Source organism: Pseudomonas sp. BR20 (assembly GCF_050780135.1).
In the GTDB taxonomy this organism is placed as follows: domain Bacteria; phylum Pseudomonadota; class Gammaproteobacteria; order Pseudomonadales; family Pseudomonadaceae; genus Aquipseudomonas.
The window spans coordinates 3,565,514-3,580,320 of the sequence record NZ_CP172012.1 but is presented as its reverse complement, the minus strand read 5'-3'; the positions used below and the strand labels follow the sequence as shown (position 1 = coordinate 3,580,320).

At 59.1% G+C, this 14,807-nt stretch carries 11 protein-coding genes; 6 read left to right on the top strand and 5 right to left on the bottom strand.

Going from position 1 to position 14,807, the window contains the following annotated elements; genetic code table 11:
- Positions 1-37: 37 nt before the first annotated feature.
- Complete coding sequence (locus tag ACHPFG_RS16485) at positions 38-424, bottom strand: TIGR03067 domain-containing protein (RefSeq protein WP_431699821.1); 387 nt, start codon at positions 422-424, stop codon at positions 38-40.
- Positions 425-817: 393 nt separating this feature from the next.
- Here ACHPFG_RS16485 and ACHPFG_RS16480 point away from each other — a divergent pair, with 393 nt between their 5' ends.
- Together ACHPFG_RS16480 and lpxO are read left to right on the top strand one after the other, a co-directional pair.
- On the top strand, positions 818-2,125 hold the full coding sequence (locus tag ACHPFG_RS16480) for a Wzz/FepE/Etk N-terminal domain-containing protein (protein WP_431699820.1): 1,308 nt from the start codon (positions 818-820) through the stop codon (positions 2,123-2,125).
- A 264-nt stretch (positions 2,126-2,389) separates the two neighbouring features.
- Positions 2,390-3,289 (top strand): lipid A hydroxylase LpxO, encoded by a 900-nt coding sequence (gene lpxO, locus ACHPFG_RS16475; RefSeq protein ID WP_431699819.1) that lies wholly within the window; start codon positions 2,390-2,392, stop codon positions 3,287-3,289.
- 18 nt (positions 3,290-3,307) lie between these two features.
- Here the strand turns inward: lpxO and ligD are convergent, their stop codons facing one another.
- Both ligD and ACHPFG_RS16465 read right to left on the bottom strand, forming a co-directional pair.
- Positions 3,308-5,785, bottom strand: a complete 2,478-nt coding sequence (ligD, locus tag ACHPFG_RS16470; protein ID WP_431699818.1) for a DNA ligase D — start codon at positions 5,783-5,785, stop codon at positions 3,308-3,310.
- A 24-nt stretch (positions 5,786-5,809) separates the two neighbouring features.
- A complete protein-coding gene (locus ACHPFG_RS16465) occupies positions 5,810-6,649 on the bottom strand; it encodes a Ku protein (RefSeq protein ID WP_431699817.1) in 840 nt (279 codons plus the stop codon).
- 184 nt (positions 6,650-6,833) lie between these two features.
- Between ACHPFG_RS16465 and ACHPFG_RS16460 the strand changes: the two genes are divergently transcribed.
- Together ACHPFG_RS16460 and ACHPFG_RS16455 are read left to right on the top strand one after the other, a co-directional pair.
- Positions 6,834-7,148 carry a hypothetical protein gene (locus tag ACHPFG_RS16460; protein WP_431699816.1) on the top strand — a complete coding sequence of 105 codons (315 nt, stop codon included), beginning with the start codon at positions 6,834-6,836 and terminating at the stop codon, positions 7,146-7,148.
- 12 nt (positions 7,149-7,160) lie between these two features.
- Complete coding sequence (locus tag ACHPFG_RS16455) at positions 7,161-8,318, top strand: PQQ-dependent sugar dehydrogenase (protein WP_431699815.1); 1,158 nt, start codon at positions 7,161-7,163, stop codon at positions 8,316-8,318.
- A gap of 42 nt (positions 8,319-8,360) precedes the next feature.
- On the opposite strand, the gene ACHPFG_RS16450 is transcribed toward ACHPFG_RS16455, so the two are convergent.
- Together ACHPFG_RS16450 and ACHPFG_RS16445 are read right to left on the bottom strand one after the other, a co-directional pair.
- The gene (locus tag ACHPFG_RS16450) at positions 8,361-8,840 is read right to left on the bottom strand and encodes a DUF1348 family protein (protein ID WP_431699814.1); all 480 of its coding nucleotides are present in this window, start codon (positions 8,838-8,840) and stop codon (positions 8,361-8,363) included.
- A gap of 54 nt (positions 8,841-8,894) precedes the next feature.
- Positions 8,895-9,458: a TetR/AcrR family transcriptional regulator gene (locus ACHPFG_RS16445; protein ID WP_259242482.1), complete on the bottom strand. Its 564-nt coding sequence runs from the start codon at positions 9,456-9,458 to the stop codon at positions 8,895-8,897.
- 125 nt (positions 9,459-9,583) lie between these two features.
- On the opposite strand from ACHPFG_RS16445, the gene pssA reads away from it, so the two are divergent.
- Positions 9,584-10,927: a CDP-diacylglycerol--serine O-phosphatidyltransferase gene (gene pssA / locus ACHPFG_RS16440; RefSeq protein ID WP_431699813.1), complete on the top strand. Its 1,344-nt coding sequence runs from the start codon at positions 9,584-9,586 to the stop codon at positions 10,925-10,927.
- 208 nt (positions 10,928-11,135) lie between these two features.
- On the top strand, positions 11,136-14,804 hold the full coding sequence (locus ACHPFG_RS16435; RefSeq protein ID WP_431699812.1) for a hypothetical protein: 3,669 nt from the start codon (positions 11,136-11,138) through the stop codon (positions 14,802-14,804).
- The last annotated feature ends 3 nt before the right edge of the window (positions 14,805-14,807 follow it).

The following is a 14,807-nucleotide window of genomic DNA, read 5'->3' as shown; positions in this document are numbered from 1 at the left end:
TGTGAAAACGCTGTCGCAAGTTCGGATGGCGTGCGCCTCAGGAGCGCCGTATGAAACTGCGCATGGTTTGGCCTGCACCCGTCCTGAATGAGACGGGCCTGGGCATACCTTCATCCGCCGCAATGAACACAAACGTATCCCCTTCGAGGCGATAGCTGGCGGGCAAGTGCTTGCCGGCGTCATCGCCTATGGCGTCTACCCAGGTGATGCTCTTGGGGCGCGTGGTGCTGTCCAGGAAAAATCGGCCAGCCAACAACACCTCGCCACTGACGGTCCTCACTTCGAAGCGGTCGCTGATAATAGTGGTTAATGCACCCGGAGCGCTGTGGGCATCGATGGGATTGAGCACGCCACTGTCTTCGAGTGAGGTTTGCTCCCAGGTGCCTTGAAGGGCTTGAATATCCGGGTCTGAAGTGGATGACATACAAATTCCTTTTGCTGAAAAATTAGTTGCCGGTCGTTCTGAACAAAGCGGTGTTTTCTTTATCTAAAGCGAAAGTCTATGTAGGAACTATCCTATTTTCTATTTTTTTGTAATTTTGCGTTTACCGGCAGGCAATTTGCGTTATTTTGCCTGCCTGTCGGGTAACGTCTCGTAACGAATCGTCTGTACTCAAGGTGGGTGCCACATACAACAGTCGTGTAACCGAAATGAAACCTCCCGCTGCTTAAGTGTGAGGGCTAAGTTAAATAGATGGCCTTTTGATGGCGAAGTGCCGCATTTGTGGTATGCCGGGAAGTTGCCCCCTGTTTATTCGTCGTTAGTCCGATCTGGGTGTTTGGGCGCCGGATTCCAACTCATCAGAGTGTACGAACTTTGAACAATACCCCCCAGCGTCATCAATATTTGGTATCGGACGAAATTGATCTTCTCGAACTGTTTCACGGGATATGGAAGCAAAAAAAACTGGTAATCGGTTGCACGATTCTGGCGTGTGTTCTGGGGGTAGGCTATGCGTTTCTTGCACCCAGGGTTTACCAGGTCAGCAGTGTGCTACGACCTGCGGCGATCAATGAGTTGGATGCTCTTAACCGTTCCGAAGTCTACAAGTTGCCGCCAGCCGAGGCCTTGGCCAAGGTGGGGGCGCAGCTGGACTCCTATGAGGTTCGGCTGGGCTTTTTCAGGGCTAATCCTGCGCTGTTCGAAGCCTTCCAACGCCCAGGGCAAAGCCTGGAGCAGAGCTTTGAAGCGTTCAACCAGAACTCCATAAACCTGGTGACGCCTGATCCGAAGAGGCCTGACGCGGCCAGTTCCTATCTGCGCCTGGAAATGCAGTACCCCAAGGGAGTTGACGGCGCGGCCATTCTCAACGGCTTCGTCGACTACGCCATTGCGCAGGAGCGCAACCAGGTGGCGTCCGACCTCAAGGTGATCGTTAATAACCGCCTTAACGAACTCAAGGGCAAGATCGATGCTGCGCGTACCAACTACGAGGCGGATAAAGCGTCGAAGACCGCCATGTTGCTGGAGGCTGACGAAGTCAAACGCGCTAGCTTGCAGGACGAGCTCACGGCCTTGCGGTTGCAGATGAAAATGGAACGCACCAACCGCTTGGCCGAACTGGCCGAGGCGATCTCGATTGCCAAGTCCATTGGCATCAAGAACCCCACCACTCCCTCTGCCCTGGATCGGAATGGACCTCGTGGCTCGAACCAGTTGACGAGTATTGTTTTGACCAATCAGCCGATTCCTTTGTATTTCATGGGCACCGAAGTGCTGGAGGCGGAGAGGGCTGCGCTGCAACAGCGTACCAACGATGATTTCACCAACAGCAGGGTGGCCGAGATCGGCAAGGAACTTCGCATGCTCGACGTCAACCGCGAAGTCGAAATACTCAACGGCCGCAAGAACGAAGATATGTTCCTGCAGGACGTAGAGCCCCTTCGGGCGGAAGAGGCGCGGTTGCGCGGACTGAATATCGACATGAGCATGCTGAAACTGGTCACCGTGGATCGCCAGGCACTGGAACCGCTGAGTCCGATAAAGCCAAGGGTGGGCGCGATCATCGCAATCAGTTTCGTGGGCGGGCTGGTGCTGGGAATATTCTTGGCATTAATTCGACATTTTGTGCAAGCACGGCGTAACCGTGCCGTGTTCGATGATCGCCGGTCGCCACACCAATAGGTCGGGCTGAATACGGCGTGGGGTAGTTGCAAGGTCGGCCGCAGAGGCGCCAGCCCAGCACCTTCAGTAGACAGGTTTTCACAATTCTTGATTAACTTTTGGTTACAAACTGTGGCTAAATAACTGCCACGGACCACGTATCGGGTCATTACCCAGCCGATCGTGCCAATTGTGTGAATTGTGATTTCAGACGCTGCTATCCATCCTCAGCCGTTGTGGGCGCGCAGGAGCAGCCTGTTTTCTTCTGACATGTGACGAAATCTCTTGAAACTCATCATTGTTGTTCTTTACGTTGCCTCCATTGCGTATGTACACCTGCGTGGTCGGGTGCGGCATAAGCTGGGCCGCCAACTCAGTGATCATTCGACCTTCCTTGCACCGATCAACTGCTTTCTTTACCTGTTCTCCAAACTGCCCGGCCGCCCTTATTTATCACCCAGCGATTTTCCCGACCTGAGCCCGCTGCAAGAGCACTGGGAGGAGATTCGCCGGGAAGGCCAGGCCCTGATGCGCGCGGGCGAAATCAAACGCTCCGACCAATACAACGACGTAGGCTTCAACTCGTTCTTCAAGTCCGGCTGGAAGCGTTTCTACTTGAAATGGTACGGCGACAGCCACCCGTCGGCGATGAAGCTGTGCCCCCGTACCACCGAGCTGGTGCAGGGCATAGGCTCGATCAAGGCGGCGATGTTCGCCGAGTTGCCACCGGGCTCCAAACTGGTGCGTCACCGTGACCCGTATGCCGGTTCCTACCGTTACCATCTGGGCCTGGACACGCCGAATGATCCGGGCTGCTACATCAATGTGGATGGCGAAAGTTACTACTGGCGTGACGGCGAGCCGGTGATGTTTGACGAGACGTATATTCACTATGCTGAAAACACCACGCAGCAGAACCGCATCATCCTGTTTTGCGATATCGAACGCCCGATGAAATACCGTTGGGCCGCAACCTTCAACCGCTGGTTCAGCCGCAATGTGATGGCGGCCGCAGGCTCGCCCAATGACGCCGGTGACAAGACCGGCGGGCTCAACCGTGCGTTTACTCGCCTGTACAAAATCCGTTTGCGTGGCAAAGAACTGAAAAAGCGCAACCGCACGCGTTACTACCTGGAAAAGTGGGCGATCTTCGCTGCCCTGGCAGCCATCTTCCTGCTGATCTGAAGCGGGTCTGGGCGCCACTCATTTCGGTGGCGCGGCGTCTAATTGGTCCCACATCTTCTTGTTGATTTTTTGCCGATTGGCATAGCCCGCCCACGGGTCTTCCTTCAAGCCTTGCAAACGTTCCAGCAAATTGGCCACCGTCCATTGCTGGGCACTGCGCAAGCTTTTCAACTCTTCACGACTGACGGGTACCGACACGGGCAGGCCCGGCCGTGCGCGTACCGAATAGGCCGCCACTGTACTGGCGCTACGGGCATTGCGCAGGTAATCGATAAAGATCTTGCCTACGCGGTTTTTTGGCCCGGAGGTGGCAGTAAAACGCTCGGGCAACTGACGGGCCATGAACTGGGCGATGGCTTTGGCGAAGGCTTTTACCGTGTCCCAGCCATCCCGCCGCGCCAACGGTACGATCAGGTGCAGGCCCTTACCGCCGCTGGTCTTGACGAAGGCCTCGAGCCCCAACTCGTCCAGTACCGACAGGGTGAGGTGCGCGGCCTCCAGCATGACTTTCCAGGGCAGCGCCGGGTCTGGGTCCAGGTCCAGTACAAACAGGTCCGGCGTTTCGATCTTGTCCGAGGTGGCGCCCCAGGTGTGAAACTCGACGCTGCCCATTTGCACGGCCCCGATCAGGGCTTTCGTCGTGTCGATCTCCATCAGGCGCGCATGGCCTGGGTCCAGCGCCGGGTCCAGTTGTTTGATATTGGGAATGGCCAGGCGTTCCGAGTGCTTCTGGAAAAACTGCTCACCCTCGATGCCTTCCGGAGCCCTGAGCAGGGACACGGGGCGATGGCGCAGGAAAGGCAGGATCCACTCGCTGATGCCCTCGTAGAACTGCGCCAGTTGATGTTTTTGCGTGCCGCTCTGCGGGTCGATGACACGCTCGGGGTGAGTGATGTTTACGCCGCCGCGTGGCTTAGGGGCTTTCACCGCTTTGAGGGAGTTTGCCGCGCGCGGCTGTTCATGGATGATCTGCGTTGCTGGCTTGTCGGTACGCAACCCCACGAAGGCTGCCTGGCGCACCACGCCTTCACGGGTCCACTCCGTAAACTGCACTTCGCCGACCAGGCGCGGTTCCACCCAGTGCACACCTCGTGCCTGGGCGCTGGTGAGGGGTTTTTCCAGGGGCGATGCGTCGCGCTCCAGCGGGGTGAGCTGTGCGTAGATGTTTTTCAATGAGGCTTGGTCGAAACCAGTGCCCACCCGCCCGGCGTAGACCAGCCCGCCATCGTCATTGACTGCCAGCAGCAGCGCGCCAAAACCGCTGCGTGACCCCTGGGGCCGGGTGTAGCCGACAATCACGAACTCCTGGCGCAGGCGGCACTTGAGTTTGATCCAATCGGTATTTCGACTGGAGACGTAGGGGCTGCCCTTACGTTTGCCGATCACGCCTTCCAAGGCCAGGTCGCATGCACTTTCGAAGATATCGCGTTGATTGGCGGCAAACGCTTCGGAGAAGCGCAGCAGTTTGCTGCGGCTACCAGACAAGGCGTTCTTGAGCGCGGCGCGACGCTCCTCCAGCGGCGCCTTGCGCTGATCGCTGCCGTTTAAAAACGGCGCGTCGAACAGGTAGTAGACGATGTCCAGACTGCGGCCGATATCAAAGGCGTTTTGAAGCGCCTGGAAGTCGGGCAAGCCCTCGTCATTGAGGCTGACCACTTCGCCGTCGAGCCAACTGTCTTTGAGCTTGAGGGCCTGCAGGGCCTTGACCTGGCGTGGCAGGCGTTCGGTCCAGTCGTGGCCGTTACGTGTAAACAGGCGGACCTCGCCGTCGCGGATGCGGGCGAGCATGCGGTAACCATCGAACTTGATTTCGTAGTGCCAATCGCCTTCTGGCGCGCGGTCTACCAGGGTTGCCAATTGCGGTGCGAATTGCTCGGGGAGGGCTGTCGCCTGCTTCTGTGGTTTGGCGCGAGGCTTGGCCTTGGGTTTACCGATGGATGCATCACTGAGGACGCTCTTTGGCTGGGCCTCCACAATGTCATAGTCGGCCGCGGAGCGGGCCTGTTGGTCGTGTTCCTTGATCAGCAGCCACTGCTCCTTGTCGCCGCTGCCCTTCAGGCGCGTACGCACCAGCGCCCAGTCACCCGAGAGCTTCTCACCGACCAGGGTAAATTTGAGTTTGCCGGCGGCGTAGGCCTTGTGCGGGTCGCCATGGGGTTGCCAGATGCCGCGGTCCCACACGATCACGTCGCCGGCGCCGTACTGGCCGGCCGGGATGCTGCCCTCGAAACCGCCATAACTGAGGGGGTGATCTTCAACATGCACCGCCAGGCGTTTCTGGCTCGGGTCCAGGCTCGGCCCCTTTGGCACTGCCCAACTGAGCAGCACGCCGTCGAGTTCCAGGCGGAAGTCATAGTGCAGGTTGCGCGCATCGTGCTTCTGGATCACGAAGCTCAGGGCCGATGCCTCGCGCTTTCGACCTGCTGCGCTACCTGATGGCTCAGCGGTGACCTCGAAATCGCGCTTGCGGTTGTATTCGCTCAGGGGCTTTGCCATGGAGTTCTCCTGTATATGGCAGGCTCAAGAGGCCTTTTTGCCGGCTTTTTTCGCCGCCGGTTTTTTCGTCGTTGGTTTGCCGGCCAGGCTGCGTTTGAGCAGCTCGGTCAGGTCGATCACATCGGCCGACTTGCGTTCCTCGCTGCCTTCCTGGGATTCCACGTCTTCAATCTTGCCGGCCTTGGCTTTCTTCGCCACCAGCGCCATGATTTTTTCCTGGAAACTGTCGCGATAGTCCTCGGGCTGCCAGTCGGCGCTCATGTCTTCCACCAGACGCTTGGCCATGTCCAGCTCGCCCTTGGCCAGGTCGGGTTTGGTCACGTCGCTGGGGAGTTCCAGTTCATCCAGGCTGCGCACTTCAGCTGGCCAGCGCAGCATCACCAGCACCAGCGCCGACTCCAGGGGCATCAGTGCCGCCAGGTGTTGCTTGGTGTGCAACACCACATTGGCCAGGGCGACCTTGCGGGTTTTCTTCAACGTTTCGCGCAGCAGTGCGTAGACCTTGCCACCGCGTTTATCCGGGGCCAGGAAGTAGGGTGTGTCGATGTTCTGCAACGGAATTTGGTCACTGGCGACAAACGCGATGATCTCGATGGTCTGGGTCGACTTGGGGTGGGCCGAGCGGATCTCATCTTCGCTGAGTACCACATAGCGGCCTTTCTCAAATGCCACGCCCTTGACGATATTCTCCTTGGTGACCTCCTTGCCGGTACTCTTGTTGATGCGCTTGTAGCCCACCGGGTCCATGCTGCGCTTGTCCAGCCAGTCGAAATCCACGCCCTGGGCGGACGTGGCCGAGACCAGCGATACCGGAATATGAACCAGGCCGAAACTGATGGCGCCTTTCCAGATTGCCCGTGGCATACGTGCGATTCCTTAAGAAGAAGCTGTGTTCTGGTGACTCGACGGCTGCGTGAAAAGTTTCCCCCGGCAGATGCGCGGACAGATCGTGTTACACCTGATGAGAAACTATTTAGTTACGAAAGCCGAACCCAGGGCGTAGCGTGGTATCGAAAGCACGTACTCCTCGCCCCAGAGAGGCTTTGTCATGAACAGCTGTGTGCGACATCTCGCGGTGCTGGTGTTAGGCCTGGCACTTGGGCCATTTGCCCACGCGCAAAACCTGCCCGGCAGAAGCGATTCCAATAACGGTCCGATCCACCGGGCCAATCCCAACAGCATGCAGGGCACCCAGCCCAATACGCCGGCGGTGCGTGGCATTCAGACCGTGCCGACCCCGCGTGCGCCGACCCTGGAAAACGGTGGTATCGGCAATCGCTATCCGCAACGCGATGCGACCCCCAGCCGCCCGGCCACCGACACCAAAGCCCCCACCTATGATGCCAACGGCAATCGCCGGTAAGGACGCTGTCTTATGTTTATACGCAAAACCCTGCTAGCCACCCTGTGCGCCACCACGCTGCTTGGGCAGACGTCCGTTTATGCGGCCGATGCGCAGCAGTTCCCCAGCGAACAAGGCAGCATTTTCGCGACGCCGATCGCCAAAGGCCTCGATCACCCGTGGGCCGTGGCATTTCTACCCGACCAGCAAGGTTTCCTGGTGACCGAGCGTCCAGGCCGCCTGCGCTTTGTCAGTCCGGACGGCAAGCTGTCTGCGCCGTTGACCGGCGTGCCTGAGGTGTGGGCCAAGGGGCAGGGCGGTTTGCTCGATGTGGTGCTGTCGCCGGACTTCAAGCAGGACCGCATGGTCTACCTGACGTACGCCGAAGGCGGTGGCAAAGGCGGTACGGCCGGCACGGCAGTGGGTCGCGGGCGCCTGGCGACGGACATGAGTGGCTTGAACGATTTCAACGTGATCCTGCGCCAGGAGCCGAAGCTCTCCACCGGCAACCACTTCGGTTCGCGCCTGGCCTTCGACCGCGATGGCTACCTGTTCGTGACCCTGGGGGAAAACAACGATCGCCCGACCGCCCAGGACCTGGACAAGTTGCAAGGCAAAGTCGTACGGATCTACCCGGATGGCCGCGTGCCCGATGACAACCCGTTTGTCGGTCAACCCGGGGTACGCCCCGAGATCTGGTCCTACGGCCAGCGCAATCCGCAAGGGCTGGCGCTGAACCCATGGAGTGGCACGATCTGGGAAAACGAACACGGGCCGCGCGGCGGTGATGAAATCAACATTATCGAGCGGGGCAAGAACTACGGCTGGCCGCTGGCGACTCACGGCATCAACTATTCGCTCACACCGATTCCCGAGGCCAAGGGCAAGACCGCAGAAGGCACCGTGGCGCCTCATCATGTGTGGGAGAAATCACCGGCTATCAGTGGCATGGCTTTCTACGACGCCGATCGGTTCAAAGCGTGGCAGCACAACGTGTTCATCGGTGCGCTGGCCAGTCAGGAACTGATTCGGTTGCAGTTCGACGGCGACAAGATCATCCATGAGGAGCGTTTGCTGGGCGGCTTGAAGGCACGTATTCGCGATGTGCGGCAGGGGCCGGATGGCTTTCTGTATGTGCTGACGGATGAGGATGATGGGGTGCTGTATCGGGTAGGCCTCAATCAGGATTGAGCAATAAGCCGCAAGCTTGAAGTTTCAAGCTTGCGGCTTCAGTCAAAGCCCCAGGGCGGACAACCCCGGATGCTCATCCGGGCGTCGTCCCAGCGGCCAGTGGAACTTGCGCTCGCTGTCCTTGATCGGCAGGTCGTTGATGCAGGCAAAACGATTGGCCATCAGGCCATTCTCGTCGAACTCCCAGTTCTCATTGCCATAGGAGCGGAACCAGTTACCCGAGTCGTCGTGCCATTCGTAGGCATAGCGCACGGCGATGCGGTTGTCGGTAAAGGCCCATAGCTCTTTGATCAGCCGATAATCCAGCTCCCTGGCCCATTTTCGAGTGAGAAAACCCTTGGCCTCTTCGCGGTTATGGGCGAATTCGGCACGGTTACGCCATTGCGTGTCCAGGGTATAAGCCAGCGACACCCGGTGTGGGTCGCGGGAATTCCAGCCGTCTTCGGCCAGGCGCACTTTTTCAATCGCCGATTCACGGGTAAACGGCGGCAAGGGCGGACGTGTTTCTGCGGTAGATGACATCAGGTGGCTCCTTAAAACCCTACAGCGTTATCGAAAGTTGCCAGGCATGTGGGTTCACAGTCCCAATAACGTTCGCGCCATGCATTGCGCGTTATCAGCAGCTGTTGAATCACCCATGACCAGGGCAACGGTAATGGCGCCATCGATCAGGATCAGCAGTTGCGCGGCCTGCCGTTCGGGGTCGGGGGTACCATGTGCCTGGCACAGTTCGAGTGCGTACTCGAACAATTTCTGTTTATGGGCCTTGGCCAACAGGCGTACCGGGTCGTGCGGGTCGCCGGTTTCGCCACTGGTGTTGATAAAGGCGCAACCTCGAAAGTCCGCCGAGGCGAACCAGGCCTTGAGGGCGTCGAACAGCGCGAGCAAGCGTTCGCCGCTGCCATCGACGCGCTCCACTTCGCCGTGCAGCCATTGCATCCAGCGCTCGTCGCGGCGCTGCAGGGCTGCGATCACCAGCTCATCTTTATTGGCGAAGTAACGGTAAATACTTTTTCGCGAGACGCCGGCGGTTTTCACCAGGAAGTCCATGCCGGTGGCGGCGATGCCGTGGCGATAGATCAACTTTTCAGTGACGTCGAGGATAATGTCGCGAGTTTCATTGTGGGTCATGTCGTTCATGCTTATGAAAGTAGAACGATCATTCTTCTTGGTCAATAAAAATTTTACTCTCTGGCGCTGCGAGACCTGAGCACCCCCATGGTGTAAGCTCGGGGCCTCCTCGGATTCGACCCATTGCGAGCCCTATGCCGTCGTTCTTCAAACGCTCCCTGTTGCCCAAGCTGCGTGGCTTCCCCCTCACTCCCGACGCCCTTGACGTGCTGTCCGGCGCTGACGCGTTTCGCCGCTGCCTGCTGGAAAAAATTGCCCAGGCCACTCGACGCATCTACATCGTTGCGTTGTACCTGCAGCAGGACGAAGCAGGGCAGGAGATCTACGACGCCCTGCACGCCGCCAAGGCGGCGCGGCCGGAGCTGGACATCGTGGTAGTGGTCGACTGGCTGCGCGCCCAGCGCGGGCTGATTGGCGCCGGCAAGCAACCGGGCAACAGCGCCTGGTACCAGGCCATGACGCAGCGCCATGCCAGTGAAGTGCCGGTGTATGGCGTGCCGGTGCAAACCCGCGAGCTGTTCGGCGTACTGCACCTCAAGGGCTTTGTGATCGATGACAGCGTGCTGTACAGCGGTGCCAGCCTGAACAACGTGTACCTGCACAAGTTCGATAAATACCGCTTCGACCGTTATCACCTGATCCACAGTCAGCCGTTGGCCGATTCGATGCAGCATCTGGTGGAGCACGGCCTGGTGACCTCCAAGGCCGTGCACCGTCTCGACCTGCCCAACCTGCCGACCACCCGCAGCCTGCGCAACGACATCGGCGACCTGCGCAGCCGCCTCAAGCACGCGGCCTACGACACCACCGCAGGGCAGTTACCCAACGGTCACCTGTCGGTCAGCCCGTTGCTCGGCGTGGGCAAGAACAACCCGTTGAACCGGGTGATCCTCGAACTGATCGCCAGCGCCCAGCATCAACTGACTATCTGCACACCGTACTTCAACCTGCCGCTGCCGGTGACCCGGGAAATCAACCGCGCCCTCGCGCGTGGGGTGACGGTCGACATCATCGTCGGCGACAAAACCGCCAACGATTTCTACATCCCGCCCAGCGAACCCTTCAAGGTGATCTCGGCACTGCCGTATCTCTACGAAATCAGCCTGCGCCGTTTCGCAAAACGCCATCAATCGGTGATCGACAGCGGCCAGTTGAACCTGCACCTGTGGCGCGACGGTGACAACACCTACCACCTCAAGGGTATGTGGGTCGACCAACGCTACACCTTGCTCACCGGCAATAACCTCAACCCTCGGGCGTTCCGCCTTGATCTGGAAAACGCCTTGCTCGTCGATGACCCGCAAGGCCAGTGGCTGGAACCGCGACGTGCCGAGCTGGCGCAGATTTTCCAGCACACTACGCGGATCGAGCGTTACCAGGATTTGCAAACCCTGGTGGATTATCCCGAGGCCGTCGGCAAGTTTTTGCGCCGTGTCAGCCGTGTACGAATCGAGCGGTTGTTGTACCGAATTCTCTAGTAACGGGTGCGTTGCGGCAGACTCGACTTCTTGAGACTTTGCCTCTGCAGCGGCTTTGGCGTGTGCTGTACGTTTTCTATTGACTGTTCTAAGGGACTAGAACTCTCGCCGTTCAATTGGCCAGGGGTTAATAGATATGTACACCACTCGATTCAACAGTACTGTCCCGGCGCTCAGTGAGTTTCAGACGCCCTCCCAGGGGGCGGTGTTGCACCCTGTCGCTGTACCTGACAGCCGGTCCAAACGTGCTGCTTTGGATACCGTAACGTCTCGGCGCCATTTCCCCAGCGCCGCTGTTGCCGCTGCCGCGGATATCACGCTGCACAAAAGGCTGGTTCAGTGGTTGACCACGGGCAGCGCGCCCGAAAACCTCATCCCGCCCAATGCATCCATCGCCCCCTTTCTCCAGATGTACAACGCCGCAATCAATGAGCCGGCCGTGCTTGCCTGGTTTGAAGCCAAGGGCCTGAAGCTGTCGACCGTGCGGGTCTTTCGAGATTCGGTGGCAGGCACGGTGACGCGTGATGGCAAGGATACCTTTGAGCGGTTTACAGCCACGGATGGTTCGGGCTGGTGGGAGGTGAGCACAAAGATCAACGCCATCCAGCAGGTTCTGTCACCCCATGACCTGGGTGTGCCCGTTGCTGAAAGCCCGACCCAAGGTGCGGTGCCACGGGACGTGGTGCTGGATTTCTACGGGGTAAGGCCGCCGCTCAATGAACGGGCCTCGGCGGCAACGGGCATACAACTCAAGCGCGAGGGATGGCCCGCGATTTCTTCCACCTTGCGTGATCAGTGGGAGAAACAGTTCAAGCTCCTGCTGCAACAGAACGATGACCAGGCAGTGCGCCGGCAATTGGTTGGCCAGTTGCGGCCGATGATCGCGGGCAAGGCGGACGGCGAATCACTCAAGCTGGATAACCATACGGTCTCCGTTGCGAGGGGATCGACCCTGGATCAACTCAGTCAAGAGGCACGAAAGCAGTTCAATGCCTTTCTGACGACGCCGACCTTCCGGGATTTCCTGACGAAAGTGGGGTTCGCGGGAGAGGGCCGCACATACAGGTTGTCCGAGGGGGAGTTCCAGATGCGCAACGCTGCCGGTCCATGGCGATCGTTGCAGGCGTATTTCGACGATGAAATCCAGAAAACCCTGGCCGCCGGCAGCGAAGAAGCACAACAGTCTGCCCGCCAGATGAACGCGAATCTCGATGATTTGCTGCAGATGAGTGGCAAGACCGGGAATGCCCTGTACAGCACTCGCACCTATGACGCGCGGCAGGCGTTGGCGTTTTATGCCCCTGATGTGCCGCAGACCGTGAGTGACGTGCGTGCCACATTGAGTTGGTTCAATACGTCGTTCCCGCCGCCGCTGCCGGCAGCCGATTACGCAGCCATGCTGCCCTATGAGCAGAGCGTGGGCGCCGCTTTGTCGGCCGATGCTCGTGAGGTATTGAAAGGCATGGCGCCAGCGGTGGTGTCATTGCTTGGACGCTTTACAGGCTCCAGTGTGGTTGAGCAATCGCCGCATGATCCGGACCGCCGTCTTGCCGACTTTTTCGATTCGCCACCGTGTATCGCCAAGGCCGACGAATTGGCCAAGCGGCTGAAGCTTTACGCCGTGGCCGACGGCCAGCCCTTGAGTAAAGCCAAGCGCCATCAACTCCTCGCGGCGGCGCTGAAGCTGAGTGTGAACGCTCCAGTGCCCGGCCAGCCAGGCGTGGTGGCCGGGTATTGGCTTTACCAGCCAGGCAACCTGGGCCGCACACTCAAGGATGTGCGCCAGGACGTGGAAAAACACCTGGAAAGCAAAGGGGTCGATGCCACGCTTTCGTCCCTGTTCGCCCACCTGTTCCTGGCCCACTGCGCACCGGAGATGCTGATCAAGGCCGATCCGGATGTGCCGAGGGAGGCCGCGCAGGCCTTCAACCGTGACCCGCAAAGCATCAAGATCGGCTCCACCGGCTGGCTGGAAATGCGCCTGGGCTGCGCAATAGCCGATGCACTGTCCGGCGCGGGCAGTTCGCGATTGATGAACCTTACGCAAATCATGGCCCTCTCGCGGCTTGACGCGGGTGGTGCAACACAAGAGACGCTGCTCAAGACCCTGGCGACGAGGCCCTTGTTGGACTGGGCGGTCATGACCGGTATTTTCCCCATGACCCACGACGGCCAGTACTCCCCAGGGGATTATCAGGCCGCAGCACAGGCCTTTACCTCGCGGGAGAAGCAGATCCGCGAGGCCTTCAGCACGCTGACGAAAGAGCCGCCGACTCAGCGCAGCTTGCTGATCGAGCAACTGGTGCCGTTGTTCCCGGAAATGACCGCCGATGAAATACGTGAATTCAGGCTTGAACTGGACACTGACGTGCCCTTTGATCCTCGCCAGCATGCTCACTTGGAATCCCGTCGGCCGTTGCTGACCGATGTCATTCTGACGGAGCAGGTTCGCGATGACCCGTTGCTGGCCGTCGATCATTGGCTCAATACCCGGATCAGTGGGGAGCGACGCTACCGGTTCACCCATCCTGGAGTTTCCCAGGCAACCTTCGAGGCGCGCATCCGGCAGGTGCCAGAGATTGCCCCATTGGTGGAGGCCGCCGTTGATCGGCACATTGCCGATACCCGCGTGGCTCAGGCTACTGCATTGAAACTGATGATTGCCCAGTTGCCTGCGCAGGAACGTCTAGCGCTGGAGGCAGGCAAAATAGAATTTTTCACCGTACGCCAGGAAACCGGGGAAGCCCTGGAGGACGATCAGGGCCCCGACTCCAAAGTCGACGAAAACTGCGGCAAGCATGGTCTGCTGCTGCGTTATGAAACGGGCGCGGTAGAACCCAGGTTCGGTTACTACGAGGTGTTCCCGCGATCGATGCAGATGGTCAAGCGCACCGATTTGCCTTATCGGTTGACACTCAACGGTACTGTCGAGGAGGGCCGCAAGCCCCACGGGCCATTTGCTTATGTGCGCACTCCGTTCCGGCTGGGGACTGAACAAGCCTTGGATGTGAAGGCCTACCGTTCAGGTTCGCCACCGCGTACGGGGGCCAAATCGAAGGTGATTCTCGACAAAGCCTCCACAGAACTGCCGCCGACGCCGCTGCCACGTCCTGGGGATACGGCGATCCAGCGTGTGCCCGATACCTTTGCTTCGACCAAAACCCAGCGAATTGTCAGCGATTTGCTGGCGCACAGTTTTGACGACAAGCGCGAGGCGCTGATTGAGTTTGCCAACCAACCCACGGGTTTACAGAGTCGACGCACCTATCCGTTTACCTCCGGCAGTCAGCTGTTCAACGCCGAGACCGCTCGTATGATGCTGAGCCTGATCCCGTTTGTGGGGGCGATTTCAGATATTGCACAAGGCAATGTGAAGGAGGGACTCAAGGGCTTGCTGATTGATTTCGCTTCGTTCGCCGCCACAGGAGGGCTGAGTGGGGCGAGCCGATTTTTGCGCGGCGTAAAAAAGTTGGTGCTGTTCAATGGCAAGTCATTCAGCCTGCCAGGGCTCAAAGACGCCGCGCCGTTGCTGCGTAGCCTGTTCAATCCTCTGGACGGTACGGTTGACGTCTTCAAATCGGGATCGAATACCATCGATGCAATGCGCAAAATCATGAAAGGTGAAGTCGCTCGCCTGGCGCCCGGCCTCTATATGCCGACCACGGCATTCGAGAAGTGTCGCTGGGCGGTGGGCGTTCAAGGTTGCCTCTTCCCGGGAGGCGTTCGATCGTTCAGGGCTGTGTCGGGCGTTCGAACGGGCAACGTGGGGGCTCTTGAAATCCAGGCGATCCAGAAAAATGCCGGGTGGTATGCGATCAATCCCAGCTCTGGCGAGCCTGAGGGTGCACCGCTGAAGCATTTCAGGGTTCGGGATTGATAG

What these genes read in the sequence shown, in the direction of transcription:
- ACHPFG_RS16485 (WP_431699821.1), bottom strand. Translation starts at nt 424, where the DNA reads ATGTCATCCACTTCAGACCCGGATATTCAAGCCCTTCAAGGCACCTGG.
- ligD (WP_431699818.1), bottom strand. Translation starts at nt 5,785, where the DNA reads ATGGCAAAGCCCCTGAGCGAATACAACCGCAAGCGCGATTTCGAGGTC.
- ACHPFG_RS16465 (WP_431699817.1), bottom strand. Translation starts at nt 6,649, where the DNA reads ATGCCACGGGCAATCTGGAAAGGCGCCATCAGTTTCGGCCTGGTTCAT.
- ACHPFG_RS16460 (WP_431699816.1), top strand. Translation starts at nt 6,834, where the DNA reads ATGAACAGCTGTGTGCGACATCTCGCGGTGCTGGTGTTAGGCCTGGCA.
- ACHPFG_RS16455 (WP_431699815.1), top strand. Translation starts at nt 7,161, where the DNA reads ATGTTTATACGCAAAACCCTGCTAGCCACCCTGTGCGCCACCACGCTG.
- ACHPFG_RS16450 (WP_431699814.1), bottom strand. Translation starts at nt 8,840, where the DNA reads ATGTCATCTACCGCAGAAACACGTCCGCCCTTGCCGCCGTTTACCCGT.
- ACHPFG_RS16445 (WP_259242482.1), bottom strand. Translation starts at nt 9,458, where the DNA reads ATGAACGACATGACCCACAATGAAACTCGCGACATTATCCTCGACGTC.
- pssA (WP_431699813.1), top strand. Translation starts at nt 9,584, where the DNA reads ATGCCGTCGTTCTTCAAACGCTCCCTGTTGCCCAAGCTGCGTGGCTTC.